We start from the raw sequence: 13,027 nt of genomic DNA on the forward strand, positions 1-13,027 counted from the left end.
GATCTCGGCCGCGAGCTGGCGAATGATTTTCTGCATGGATGAGGAGGAAAGTCCCAGGGACGACGGCGCCCTTGGCGCCTGCCGGATAAAGCGCGGAAGTTTGCCATAGGCCCCAAGCGGACAATGGCGCCGAATGCGTATCTTGAAGAAACTCCTGAGCTTGATCGGCATGGCGCTGCTGGTGCCGGTGCTGCTGTTCGAGGAGTGGGGCTGGGACCCGCTGGCCCGCGGCGCAGCCCGGCTGGCGCGGCTGCGCATCTGGGCGCGCATCGAGGCCGCGGTGCGTGCGCTGCCTCCCTGGGGCGCGGTGCTGGCCTTCTTTCTGCCGGCACTGATGCTGCTGCCGGTCAAGCTTTTCGGACTCTTCCTGCTCGGCGAAGGGCACGCCGTGAGCGCCTTGCTGCTGCTGCTCGGTGCCAAGCTGGTGGGCACCGCGATCCTGGCACGGCTGTTCCAGCTGGTCCAGCCGGCGCTGATGCGCATCCCATGGTTCGCGCGCTTCTATCCGCGCTGGAAAAGCTGGAAGGACGGCGTGCTGACGCGCGTTCGCGAGAGGCGTGCCTGGCGCCTTGTGCGGGCGCTGAGACGCCGCATTCGTCGGGGCTGGCGGCGCCTGCGGGAAGGTTGAGCTCCTTATTTTTACCCGGGTATATTGAAGAACTCAATTTACCCGGGTAATATGTGGGCATGAACTTGCCACAAGAAACGCGGCGCGCCCTGACGCGAACGTACAAAGACGCCCTGCGACCGGCAGGGGTCCTGGCCATCACGAACACCTTGAACGGCCGCAGCTACATGGCCGGCAGCCTGGATGTCGAGGGTGCCCTGAACCGCGCGCGCTTCGAGCTTGGCCTGCGCTCGCACCGCAACAAGGCGCTGCTGCGCGACTGGATCGAACACGGCGCGGCGCACTTTCGCTTCGAAGTGGTCGACCGGATCAAGGAGAGCGACGACCCGGCCTTCGACCGTGGCGCCGAAGTCGAGAAGCTCCTCGCCCTCTGGCGCGAGGAACGCCAGTGTGTCGGCGAACGCGGGTACCACGCACCGTGACGCTCGAAGCTCGTCAGCGGGTAGATTACGAGCCTCCTTCCTGCCCGGCCCCCTCGATAACAAAGAAAACCACCATGCCGTCCGATTCCGCCCCCCTCAACCTGATCGTCTTCGCTGACCTGAAGCGCATCGCCCACGGCAGCACGGCTGACGTGCTCGCGCAGTTGCGCGAGCGGGAAGACGATGCGCCCTGCCTCGTGTTCGACGAACAGACTGGCGAATTGCTCGACTTCGATGTGCATCACAGGGCCGGCGCCGCGACACCGGCGGCCAGCGCCGAGGCGCCTGCAGAGGCGCCGCGCGGCGTAGGCCGTCCCAAGCTGGGCGTCGTGGCGCGCGAGGTCACCCTGCTTCCGCGCCACTGGGACTGGCTCAACCGCCAGCCCGGCGGCGCTTCCGTGGCGCTTCGGCGCCTGGTCCAGGAGGCCAGCCGCGTCAACGCCGACCGTGACGCCGTACGTGCGGCGCGCGAATCCGCCTATCGATTCATGACCGTGATCGCCGGCTCCCTGCCCGGCTTCGAGGAAGCCACCCGCGCGCTGTTCGCCGGCGACCGCGAGCGCTTCGCGCAACGCGTCGCGGATTGGCCCGAGGACGTCGGCGCCCAACTCCACAAGCTCGCCGCATCGGCCTGGAGCCAGCAATGAGCGCCGTCGACCCGGCCGCCGCTGCCGCTGCCGACACGGTGCCGCCGCCGGTCGCCCCACCCGCCAATGCGCGCATGGCCGCGATGGCGTCCAAGCCGCTGTGGAAGGTGTTCCTGCTGTTCCTCGCGCCGATGTTGCTGAGCAACATCCTGCAGTCGCTCTCGGGCACGCTCAACAACGTCTACCTGGGGCAGATGCTCGGTGTGCGCGCGCTGGCGGCGGTGTCGGGCTTCTTCCCGATCATGTTCTTCTTCATCGCCTTCACGATCGGCCTCGGGGCTGGCGCCTCGGTGCTGATCGGCCAGGCCTGGGGCGCGCGCGAGCCCGACAAGGCGCGCGCGGTGGCCGGCACGACACTCACGGTGGGCATCCTGCTCGGCCTCGGTGTCGCGCTCTTCGGCGGCATCTTCACCGAACCGATGCTGAAGCTGCTCGGCACGCCGGCCGACATCCTGGTCGACGCCACCCGCTACGCGCGCATCATCCTGATCGCGATGCCGGGCCTGTTCGTGTTCCTGCTGTCGACCGCCATGCTGCGCGGCGTCGGCGACACCGTGACCCCGCTCTACACGTTGATGATCTCGACCGCGCTGGGCCTGGTGATCACGCCGGCGCTGATCAGGGGCTGGTTCGGCCTGCCGCAGCTCGGCGTGGCCAGCGGCGCCTGGGCCACCGTGGTCTCCTTCGTGGTCGCGACCGCCTGGCTGGCCTTCCATCTTCGGCGCAAGAAGAGTCCGCTGGCGCCGGATGCCGACTTCGTGCGGCACTTGCGCGTGCGTCCGGCGCTGCTCAAGGCGGTGCTCAAGGTCGGCGTGCCGACCGGCGTCCAGATGATCGTCGTCTCGCTGGCCGAGATCGCGCTGCTGTCCTTCGTCAATGCCTACGGTTCCGATGCGACCGCGGCCTATGGCGCGGTCAACCAGGTGGTGGCCTACGTGCAGTTCCCGGCGATCTCGATCGCGATCACGGCCTCGATCCTCGGCGCCCAGGCGATCGGCGMCGGCCAGGTGCAGCGCCTCGGCGCGATCACCCGCACCGCGCTGTTGATGAACCTGATGCTGACCGGCTCGCTGGTGGTGCTGGGCTACCTGTTCTCGCGGCCGCTGATGGGCTTCTTCATCACCAGCGAGCCGGTGATCGAAGTGGCGCAGACGCTGCTGCACATCATGCTGTGGAGCACCGTGATCTTCGGCATGGGCGCGGCCCTGTCGGGGATCATGCGCGCCAGCGGGTCGGTGCTGGTGCCGACCGCGATCTCGATCTTCTGCATCGCGCTGATCGAGGTGCCGGTGGCGTGGGGGATGAGCCACCGCCTGGGCCTGAACGGCATCTGGATCTCCTATCCGGTGGCCTTCACCGCGATGCTGACGCTGCAGGCCTGCTACTACCGCTTCGTATGGCGCAAGAAGGCGATCCAGCGGCTGATCTGAGCGCGGCCGCGCGGCCGATCCTCTACTCCTTCCGGCGTTGCCCCTATGCGATGCGGGCGCGGATGGCCATCGCCGTCAGCGGCCAGTTCTGCGAACTGCGGGAGGTCGTGCTGCGCGACAAGCCGGTCGAACTGCTGGCCGCGTCGCCGAAGGGCACGGTGCCGGTGCTGGTCGACGTGGATGGCCGCGTGATCGACCAGAGCCTTGACATCATGCTGTGGGCGCTGAGGCGCAACGACCCGAAGCACTGGCTGAGGCCCGCTCACGCGACGCTGGACGAGATGCTGGCGCTGATCGCCGAATGCGACGGTGATTTCAAGCGGCACCTGGACGGCTACAAGTATCCGGAGCGGCAACCGGTGGCCGAGGCCGGTGCCGAATCACATCGCGCACGAGGCGCCCTCTTCCTCGCGCGGCTTGAGACGCTGCTGCAGACCCGGTCCTGTCTGCACGGCGACACGCCCGCGGTCGCAGATATCGCGATCGCGCCTTTTGTGCGGCAGTTCGCGCAGGTCGATGCGGCCTGGTTCGAAGCGCAGGAGGCCTGGCCGCGCCTGCACGCCTGGCTGGCCGCACGGCTCGAGGCACCGGTCTTTGCGCACGTGATGCACAAGTACCCGCCCTGGCGCGCCGGCCAGCGCGGCGTCGAGTTCCCTGCCTGATCGAAAACCTCAGGACGTCTGCGCGATCAACTCCAGCGGCACGACCTCGACCTCGCCGCCGGCGACGCGCTTGCTTTCCTCGGTATAGCGCTTGAAGAAATCCTGGCTCTGCAAGGCCTTGATCGCCTGCTCGTCCGACGCGGCGGCCAGATGGTAGTAGCCTGCGCCATCCCGCTCCTTCAGGCAGCGGTAAGAAATCTTGCCCTTCACGGCCGGCTCGGTGTCCAGCCAGGCGATGAACTGGCGGATGTGCTCATGCCATGCCTCGGCCGTGCCGTTCTTGAACTGGTACTTGATGAGGAAGTGCTTCATCGACGGCCACCTTTCGGATGTCGGACTGGCGGCGGCGTCGGAACGCCCAGGGGCCGACGCCGCACCTGACGCCATTGGGCTCGGGAACGCGCGGACTGGCAAGCCGGGACGGGAAAAGGACGGCTGTTCTCGCAGCTATTCGAACACCACGGCTCCCGCTTCGCTATCCCTGACGCGCCGCTTCGCCCGCGGCCCAGCGCCACACCGCCTGGATCGCAGGCTCGCGCTCGCGCCCGTTTGCCGCCGCGAGGAAATAGCTGCCTGTCGAGAGAATCGGCCCGAACGGTTGCAGCAATGCGCCGCTTCGCAGTTCGTCGGCGGACAGTGTCAAGCTCAGCAAGGCGACGCCGTGGCCCGCCAATGCGGCGAGCATCGCGTGCGTCTCGTCCGAGAACGACAGATCGCCCTTCCCGCCCTTTTCTCGCGTCCTGCCGCCGTGCCGTCCTTGCGGCGCGATGCCGGCCTCGTCGAACCAACGCATCCAAGTCGCGGGCGCATGCGCCCGTGCCTGCCAGTCGAAGTGGATCAGCGGCATCTTCGCCAGGTCCTGCGCGCGGCGAAGGCCCAGATGCGGACTGCACACGGGCGCATATCGTTCGGCGATCAGCGCTTCGGTCACCAGTCCGGGCCACCGCCCCGATCCCGAGCGGATCGCGAGATCGGCCTCCGCGCGCGTCAGATCAACGACCGCGTCGCTCGCATGCAGGCGCAGTTCGATGCCGGGGCATGCGGCCCGGAAGCTGGCCATCCGCGGCAGCACCCATTTGGCGGCGAAGGCGGCGTGAGTGGTCAGCGTCACGGTCTCGCGGGCGCTTCGTGCGCGTGCGGAGCGAACGCCCGCCTCGACCATGTCCAGCCCTTCGCGCACGGCAACGAAAAGTCGTTCGCCAGCAGGCGTCAATGCAAGCTGACGCGTGAGCCGACGAAACAGCGGCTGGTCGAGCGCCTCTTCGAGGCCACGCACCTGATGGCTGATGGCGGTCGGCGTGACGGACAGCTCGCGCGCGGCGCGCTGAAAACTGAGGTGGGCTGCGGCGGCTTCGAATGCGCGCAGCGACGACAGCGGAGGCAATCGCCTGGGGCTTCGAACAGATGAATTCAATTCATCTAAAGGCAAGAAATCATCGTTTGTCATCGTCATTTCGACATTTGAAAATTCAAAGACCCTGACGCCTTTCTCAAAGAGAAACGAAAAAATAACTCATCCATTATGTCCAACGAAAGCTCCCCGATGACACAGATTCTTCATATCGACGCCAGCGCCCGTGCCGGCCGCTCCGGCATCGATCCCCATGGTTCACACACACGCAGGCTCTCTGCTCGCTTCGTCGAGCGCTGGCGCGCTTCGCGGCCCGACGACCCGATCGAGTACCTCGACGTGGGTCGGTCGCCGCCCGCGCACGTCACGGGACCATGGATCCACGCGGCGTTCACGAAACCCGAGGCGCGCGAGCCATGGATGCATGACGTCCTGGCGGAAAGCGATCGCCTGGTGGACCAGTTGCTCGCGGCCGACCTGATCATCGTGGGGCTGCCGATGTACAACTTCAGCGTGCCGGCGCAGTTCAAGGCCTACATCGACAATGTCGTTCGTGTGGGCCGCACGTTCGGTTTCGACCGTGCGCGGGGCGAGGTGCCGTACTGGCCCCTGCTGTCCGATGCCGGCAAACGCGTGGTGTTGCTGGGTTCGCGTGGCGACTTCGGCTATGGCGACGCTCAGCGCATTGCACACCTCAATCACGCCGAAGCCAGCGTGCGCACCGCTCTGGGCTACATCGGCATCACCGAGGTCTTCGACGCCGCGGTGGAATACGACGAGTTCGGTGGCGAGCGGCTGGCCCGGTCGATCAAACAGGCGGAGTGCGCCGTCGACCAGTTGGTCGAACGGTTGACGACGCAAGCAACTCTGAGGCGCGATGGTCAGATCACGCAGTGGAGATGAGCTTGTTGCCGTTCGGGTCGCGAAAGTAGCTGCAGTAGATGGGACCGCGTTCGAACTCCGGGCTGTACCGAAGATCGGACAGAGTCAAGTCGACACCGCTTCCCGCTCCGGCCAATACTGCGCCAGCATCCGCTGGTGATAGCCCACGAGGTTCGATCGGCCGGCCACCAGTTCCTTTTGCGGGGAATCGAAGGGAGGCAGCAACAGCGTGTGAAGGAAAGCGAAGACGGTCGCATCGAGTTCGCTCGGCCGGTCGCCCAGGAAGTACGGCTTGTCGGCCAGGAAGTCGCTGGCCGCGGCATAACCGCGGTCCGCCATGGCGTGGATTTGCTCGATGGGTCGCCGGCCGGTGCCTTGCGCCTTGAGCTGGGCCAGCGTGTTGCGCCGCACCGCCCTGACCGCCCACGGGCGCACGAATGCGGGCACGCCCAGCGCGCCCATGTAGTCGGCCATGACCGCGATCAGGATTGCGAAATTCGGGTCCGGAACCCAGCGCTGGTAGTAGGCGGCGAAATAGAGGTCGGTCTCGAACAGGGATCGCCAGGCGCGCGCCACCGCCCGCTCGGACGGGCCCCAGCGCCGCTCACCCAGCGGGTCCTGATGCAATTCGCGCAGCATGTCGATGATCTGCTGCGAATCATTGAGAAGCCGGCCGTCGTCCAGCGTCAAGGCCGGCAGCTTGTCGTTGCCCATCTTGCGCACATTGGCGACCTGCGTGGTGCACGGCAGCTGCGCCATCCGCAGCCAGGTCAGAAGCTTGACGACGAACGGACTCAGGTCGATGCAGTTCCAGGCGGGGCCGAAGGTATGGACGATCATCTCGATGCTCTGTGATTTGCCCAGAGGCTAACCCGACGAGGCCCGAAAGCCGAGCGGCCTGCGACAAACCGCTACGAGATGCTCACTCGAACACCTCGTCGCCCGTCGGTTCGCAGTGCGGCACCGCGTTCATCGTGTGCCGCAGCTTCGCCAGCTCCCAGTACATCCGTCGTGCGGATGCACCTATGAGGTCCTCTAGCGGATCCGGGTGTTTGGTGCGCTGCGCGCGGGATCGCGACCGATGAGCATCCAGGCGCTCAGGGCGCTCAGCAGTGCCAGGCCGGCGCACACGAGCATGACCCAGCGGAAGCCCGAGACGAAGGCGGCGTTGACCGTCTGCCTGAGCGCCGCGGCCGCAGCCGCGTCGGCGCCGGGCGGCAGCGCGGCGCCCGCCAGTTGGCTGCGCTGGGCCTGCACGAAGGCGGTGGTCTCGGCCGAGGCGCCGAGCTCGCGCAGGCCCTGGCCCAGCCGCAGGTCGAAGGCCCAGGCCAGGACCACGCCGAAGACCGCGATCGCCAGCACCGCCGCGGCACGCGAGACCGCGTTGTTCACGCCCGAAGCGATGCCCGCGAGATCCGCGCCGACCGCATTCATCACGGTGGTGGTGAGCGGCGCGACCGTCACCGTCATGCCGAAGCCGAGCACCACCACCGCCGGGAAGAACGAGGTCCAGTAGTTCGCGCCGACACCCGGCACCGCGAACAACGCAAAACCGATCGCCGCGATGCTCGGCCCCACCACCAGCGGCAGGCGCGGGCCGAAGCGATCGACCAGTTGTCCGGCCCAGCCCGAGAGCGCGAACATGATCAGGATGAACGGCAGCAGGGCCGCGCCCGCCACCGTCGCCGAGTAGCCCTGCACCTGGATCAGGTTGAGCGGGAAGAAGTACAGCCCGCCGCCGAGCGCCGCATAGAGCAGCAGCGTCAGCAGGTTGGCGCCGCCGAAATTGCCGATGCGAAGCAACGGCAGCGGCAGCATCGGCGAGCGCACCCGCCACTCGACCACGACGAAGGCGACGCTGGCGGCGAGGCCGCCGAGCAGCGCAGCCAGCACGGACGGCGAGCCCCAGCCCTGGGTCGGCGCCTCGATGAAGGCATAGACGATGCCGCCGAGCGCGACCGTGGCCAGCGCCGCGCCCCAGAGATCGAGCCGCTCCCCGGCGGCCGCGCCGCCACGGCTTTCAGGCACGTGGCGCCAGACGATCAGCAGCACCACGACCGCCATCGGCAGGTTGACCAGGAAGGCCCAGATCCACGAGTAGTGATCGACCAGGAAGCCGCCCACCACCGGCCCGATGGCGGCCGTGATGCCGCTGAAGCCCGACCAGGTGCCGATCGCGCGGCCGCGCTCCTTCTCGGGAAACGATGCGCTGATGAGCGCCAGGCTGCCCGGCACCAGCATGGCGCCGCCGACACCCTGCACCGCGCGCGCCAGGATCAACTGCCGCACGTCGCCCGCCAGCGCGCAGCCGAGCGAGGCCAGCGCGAAGAGCGCGACGCCGACCGCGAAGATTCTCCGCCGCCCGAAGTGGTCGCCCAGCGACCCGCCGACGAGCAGCAGCGCGGCAAGAAAGAGCGCATAGGACTCCACCACCCACTGGGCCTGGAAGGCGGTCGCATGCAGATCGGCCTGGATCGCGGGCAACGCGACGTTCACCACCGTGCCATCGATGAAGGCCATGCTGGAGCCGATGATCGCCGCGCCCAGCACCCACGGCTTCGAGGCCGGCGGACAGCCGGTCGGCTCGCAGCCGTGAAGGATCAGCGTGTCGTCGCCCGGTGGCTTGCCGATCTGGCTCATGGGGTGTGCCCTCCGCGCAGGGGTGTTGGTCGCCGGAGTATGAAGGCCGGCCGCGATTCCGGCGCAGGACCGCCCACGCGATCGACGCCGTCGAACCGGATTTTCAAGGCTCGGGCCCGGGCGCCGCACCGGTTCCCGGCTTCGGGCCTCGTGATAGATTGCACGCCGGGAAGTTTCCCGGGACGCGTGCGCGAACAAGAACGGAAGAGGATCGGAATGGGACCCTGGCTGGCCAGGATGCTGAAGCGCACGGCGCTGCTGCTGGGCATCGTTTTCGTCACCCTGATCGCGGTTCGCACCTACGACGTGCAACGCGGCCCGGCGCTCGAACCGTGGCATACGCACGTACCGCACGAGCTCTCCGGCGACGAGATCCGCAAGGCCGACTGGCCCGCCTGGCTGGCGGCCGAGAACGCGGCCTTCGATCAGGTCCGGCAGGAGGTGACGCAGAAGCTGCCGCCCGAGCTGCAGACCCCGTCGAACCGCTATTTCGAAGGCAGCCCGATCTATCCGGGCCATTTCCGGCAGGACTGGAACCGCTCCTACACGCTCGACCCGCAAGGGCCGCCGAAGGGGGCGGTGGTGCTGCTCCACGGCCTGACCGATTCGCCCTTCAGCCTGCGCCATGTCGCCACGCTGTACCGCGACCGCGGCTTCGTGGTCGTCGCGATCCGCATGCCGGGCCACGGCACCGTGCCCGCCGGGCTGACCCACGTCCAATGGGAGGACTGGTCCGCGGCGACGCAGCTCGCGGTGCGCGAAGCACGGCGGCGCGTGCCGGCGCCGTTGCCCCTGCACGTGGTCGGCTTCTCCAACGGCGGCGCGCTGGCGACCAAGTACGCACTCGATGCCATCGACGACAGACAGCTTCCGCGGCCCGACCGGCTGATCCTGATCGCGCCGATGATCGGCATCACCGAGCTGTCGCGCTTTGCCGGCGTGTTCGGCTGGCCGGCCGTCTTCCCGGCCTTCGCCAAGGCGGCCTGGCTCGGCATCGTGCCGGAGTTCAACCCCTTCAAGTACAACTCGTTCCCGGTCAACGGCGCACGCCAGTCGTCCCTGCTCACGCGCGACCTGCAGGCGCACGTGCTGCGCGAGGAGCGAGCCGGCCGGCTCGACCAGCTGCCGCCGATCCTCACCTTCCAGTCAGTGATCGACTTCACGGTCAGCACCCGCGCGATCGTCACCAGCCTCTATGCGCGGCTGCCCGCCAATGGCAGCGAACTGGTGCTGTTCGACCTCAACCGCAGCGTCAAGTTCGGACCGCTGCTGCGCTCCGGCAGCGACCTGCGGCCGGACCGGGTGCTGCCGCCGGCACCGCGGCGTTTCCGCTCGACGCTGGTCACCAATGCCGACATTCACAGCCGCGAAGTCGTGGAACAGGTCACGGAGGCCGGCTCGACCACGGTGCAGACCCGGCCGCTGGGGCTCGAGTTTCCGATCGAGGTGTTCTCGCTCTCGCACCTGGCCCTGCCCTTCCCGATCACCGATCCGCTGTACGGCATCCGGCCCGACGACAGCGACGATTTCGGCGTCAACCTCGGCGCGCTGGCGGTGCGCGGCGAGCGCGGCGGGCTGATCGTCAGCCTGGATTCGCTGACCCGGCTGTCCTCGAACCCGTTCTACGACTTCATGGCCGAACGGATCGCGGCGACCATTCCGGCGCCCTGATCAGCGGGCCGCCACACGCATCAGGCGCGCCGCCTCTTCCGCGCGCGCGTCGTCGACCTCGCGCAACACGCCCCCCAGGTCGACCGGCCCGGTCGCGCGCACGAAGGTGCCCGTCAATGCCGAGGCGGTGTGCAACTCGCCGCGTTCGTAGAGGTTCCAGATCTCTTCGCCGTAGCGGGTCGGCAGTAGTTCGGGTGCGAACTGGCCGAAGAAGGCATTGAGATTCGCCACGTCGCGCAGCAGCATCCGCCGTGCGTGGTTGTTGCCCGCCGCGTCGACGGCCTGCGGCAGGTCGATGATCACGGGACCGTCGGCGCCGAGCAGCACGTTGAACTCCGAGAGATCGCCATGCACCACGCCGGCACACAGCATGCGGACCACTTCCACCAGCAGCGTCGCATGGTGCCGCCGCGCATCCTCGGGCGTGAACACCACGTCGTTGAGGCGCGGCGCGGCATCGCCCTGCGCGTCGGTGACCAGCTCCATCAGCAACACGCCGTCGCAGAAGTTGTAGGGCTCCGGCACCCGGACGCCCGCGGCCGCCAGGCGATAGAGCGCGTCGACCTCGGCGCTCTGCCAGGCGGCCTCGGTGGCCTGCCGTCCGAACTTGGTGCCCTTGGCCATCGCGCGCTGCAGGCGCGTGTTCTTGACCTTGCGGTTCTCGGTGTAGTCGACGGCCTGGCGAAAGCTGCGCTGGGTKGCTTCCTTGTAGATCTTGGCGCAACGCGTGTCGTCGCCGCAGCGCACCACGTAGACCATCGCTTCCTTGCCGCTCATGAGCTGGCGTACCACGCTGTCGATCAGGCCTTCGTCGATCAGCGATTGCAGTCGGGGGGGTGCTTTCATGGCGCATTCTGCCTGTCGGCCATTCACAGCCCGGCGCAGCCGCCCTCCGGCTCACGACTTCAGGCGTGGATCCAGAACGCGCTTTCCGCAAACTCCTCGCCGTTCCACCAGCCGGCCTTGCCGGTACCGCGGCTGAAGTTGCGCACCCCGGCCTGGCTCTGCAGCGGCGCGATGACCAAGCCGGCGGCATTGCGGCGGGCGCTCGCGGTGGCGGTTTCGGGCACCACCGCGACGATGTGGCCCGAGCGGCCGTCCTCTTTTCTTCGCGCCACGATCAGGCCGACCGCACCCTGGTTGGCGGCCTGTTGCAGCTCGGTCAGCATCCCGCTCTGGCGCCAGCCGAAGGCCTGGCCGAAGTCGCGCAGCCAGCGGAACAGGTCGTTGGCGCGCAGTTCGACCACGGTGTTGCCGATCATGGGCGTCACCTGCGCTCCACCGGCCAGCGCCAGGATGGCCGGCGTCGTCCACCAGACCCGCGGCAGGTACACGCCCGCGAGGTGGCAGAAGTCGTGGCAGTAGATGTTGCAGAAGGTCAGGCCCGCGCGCGGCTGGTAGCGCTTGTGCGAGGGCTTGTCCACCGCCAGCCAGTCGACGATGGCGCCGAGCTCGGCACGCAGCGCCTGCGCACTCGTGCCGAGCCGGCCCGGCTGGTTCGGCTCGTTCAGCGAATGGGCGTTCGCGTTGTCGCGGCGCCGGGTCAGGTGGCCCGGCGGACGCGGCAGGGCCGCCGCCGGCGGCGTGAAAACCGGCTGCGGCGCTGCGCGGGCGCCGTTCGGCGTCACGGGATTCCGGCGCGTGGGCGCGGGCGCCAGGAACTTCGTCGACGCGAAGCCGTGCAGCCGCGCGCCGAAGAGTTCGGTCTCCACCTCCAGGAAGCCCTTCACCGGCATTCCGGTCACGGCGCGCACCGGATGCCCGCTGGGCAGGTTCGCGACCACATTGGCCTGGGGCGGCGTGCTGATCGAAGGCGCGCTGCGAAGGCGCAGCATGCCGTCGACCGTGGTCACCACCATCGCCGCTCCCTCGGCGATCGGCGGCGCGGGCGGCGGCACGATGGCGACACCCGGCGGCGGTTCGACCAGCGGTGCCGGGTCATCCGGCATTGCAGCGGTGCGCGCCAGCCGGATGAAGTCGAACAGCAACTCGCCATAGAAGCGGGTGCCGTTGAAGTGGCCCTGCCTGAGGCCCTTGGCGGGACTGAAGCCGCCGGTGTTGTAGGCGATGCCGACCGCGGCGAGTTCGAGGTCGCCGAGCGACTCGCGGTCCTGGAAGCCCAGCTTGCGCAGCGCGTGGCGCAGCTCGACCAGGCACTTGCCCAGCGTCTCCTCGAAATGCTCGTACCGGCGCTCGAGAAAATAGTCCGGATCGGTCAGGAAGAACTGCAGGTCGCACTGGAACATGCCGTAGCCGTGGCAGAACTTGTCGGGCCGGGCGGCCGCGCCGGTGTAGCCCGGCACCTTCGCCGCCATCTCGACCAGCGCCTGGCGGGCGATCGCGAACATCCGGTCGCCGTTCGGCCGGGCCAGCAGCTCGGCCTTGGTCCTCGGGAAGGCGCGGCGACCCTTGTCGGCATCGAGCGTGTCGCCGACGCAGAGCGCGAGGATGCGCGGCGTCGCCATGTTCTCGCGCCGCAGCAGCGGCCAGATGTGGCCGGTCTCCTGGCAGGCGATGGCGGCGATCATGTCCACGGTCAGCGGGGTGCCGGCCAGGAGCGGCACGATGCGCGGCCCGAACTCGGTCTTGAACCACAGGATGTCCGAACGATCTGGCATGAGGCCCCCCTTGGCGCCACAGGTGCCTCAACGATAGGAGGCTGCCCCGCGGCCGGCAATCGGCCGTCGGAGATAG

General features: G+C 68.2%; 13 protein-coding genes. 7 read left to right on the forward strand and 6 right to left on the reverse strand.

The genetic code is table 11. The features are described 5' to 3' along the window. The first annotated feature begins 133 nt into the window (after positions 1–133). From AC1D2K_RS03700 to AC1D2K_RS03720, 5 genes are all read left to right on the forward strand, one after another. Positions 134–628 (forward strand): hypothetical protein, encoded by a 495-nt coding sequence (locus AC1D2K_RS03700; protein WP_478086408.1) that lies wholly within the window; start codon positions 134–136, stop codon positions 626–628. 59 nt (positions 629–687) lie between these two features. Next, positions 688–1,050 (forward strand): GIY-YIG nuclease family protein, encoded by a 363-nt coding sequence (locus AC1D2K_RS03705; protein WP_478086409.1) that lies wholly within the window; start codon positions 688–690, stop codon positions 1,048–1,050. Positions 1,051–1,124: 74 nt separating this feature from the next. Next, complete coding sequence (locus AC1D2K_RS03710) at positions 1,125–1,697, forward strand: DUF2239 family protein (RefSeq protein ID WP_478086411.1); 573 nt, start codon at positions 1,125–1,127, stop codon at positions 1,695–1,697. Between the two features lie 74 nt (positions 1,698–1,771). Then, the gene (locus tag AC1D2K_RS03715; RefSeq protein WP_478086450.1) at positions 1,772–3,127 is read left to right on the forward strand and encodes an MATE family efflux transporter; all 1,356 of its coding nucleotides are present in this window, start codon (positions 1,772–1,774) and stop codon (positions 3,125–3,127) included. Continuing rightward, positions 3,094–3,789, forward strand: a complete 696-nt coding sequence (locus tag AC1D2K_RS03720) for a glutathione S-transferase (RefSeq protein ID WP_478086412.1) — start codon at positions 3,094–3,096, stop codon at positions 3,787–3,789. Before AC1D2K_RS03715 ends, AC1D2K_RS03720 begins: the two co-directional genes overlap by 34 nt. A 9-nt stretch (positions 3,790–3,798) precedes the next feature. On the opposite strand, the gene AC1D2K_RS03725 is transcribed toward AC1D2K_RS03720, so the two are convergent. Together AC1D2K_RS03725 and AC1D2K_RS03730 are read right to left on the reverse strand one after the other, a co-directional pair. After that, on the reverse strand, positions 3,799–4,101 hold the full coding sequence (locus AC1D2K_RS03725; RefSeq protein ID WP_478086413.1) for a hypothetical protein: 303 nt from the start codon (positions 4,099–4,101) through the stop codon (positions 3,799–3,801). A gap of 163 nt (positions 4,102–4,264) precedes the next feature. After that, positions 4,265–5,242, reverse strand: coding sequence for a LysR substrate-binding domain-containing protein (locus tag AC1D2K_RS03730; RefSeq protein WP_478086415.1), 978 nt, complete (start codon positions 5,240–5,242; stop codon positions 4,265–4,267). Between the two features lie 90 nt (positions 5,243–5,332). Here AC1D2K_RS03730 and AC1D2K_RS03735 point away from each other — a divergent pair, with 90 nt between their 5' ends. Then, on the forward strand, positions 5,333–6,043 hold the full coding sequence (locus AC1D2K_RS03735) for an FMN-dependent NADH-azoreductase (RefSeq protein WP_478086416.1): 711 nt from the start codon (positions 5,333–5,335) through the stop codon (positions 6,041–6,043). A gap of 84 nt (positions 6,044–6,127) precedes the next feature. Here AC1D2K_RS03735 and AC1D2K_RS03740 read toward each other — a convergent pair whose 3' ends face one another. After that, entirely contained in the window at positions 6,128–6,862 is a 735-nt protein-coding gene (locus tag AC1D2K_RS03740; RefSeq protein ID WP_478086417.1) for a glutathione S-transferase family protein, read from the reverse strand. Positions 6,863–7,057: 195 nt separating this feature from the next. Next, positions 7,058–8,662 (reverse strand): MFS transporter, encoded by a 1,605-nt coding sequence (locus AC1D2K_RS03745; protein ID WP_478086419.1) that lies wholly within the window; start codon positions 8,660–8,662, stop codon positions 7,058–7,060. Between the two features lie 216 nt (positions 8,663–8,878). Here AC1D2K_RS03745 and AC1D2K_RS03750 point away from each other — a divergent pair, with 216 nt between their 5' ends. Next, complete coding sequence (locus tag AC1D2K_RS03750) at positions 8,879–10,333, forward strand: alpha/beta hydrolase (protein ID WP_478086420.1); 1,455 nt, start codon at positions 8,879–8,881, stop codon at positions 10,331–10,333. Here the strand turns inward: AC1D2K_RS03750 and AC1D2K_RS03755 are convergent, their stop codons facing one another. After that, on the reverse strand, positions 10,334–11,179 hold the full coding sequence (locus tag AC1D2K_RS03755; RefSeq protein WP_478086421.1) for a PA4780 family RIO1-like protein kinase: 846 nt from the start codon (positions 11,177–11,179) through the stop codon (positions 10,334–10,336). A gap of 59 nt (positions 11,180–11,238) precedes the next feature. Next, on the reverse strand, positions 11,239–12,951 hold the full coding sequence (locus tag AC1D2K_RS03760) for a hypothetical protein (protein ID WP_478086422.1): 1,713 nt from the start codon (positions 12,949–12,951) through the stop codon (positions 11,239–11,241). Positions 12,952–13,027: the final 76 nt, after the last annotated feature.

This window comes from Variovorax sp. P1_H12_2 (assembly GCF_056405335.1).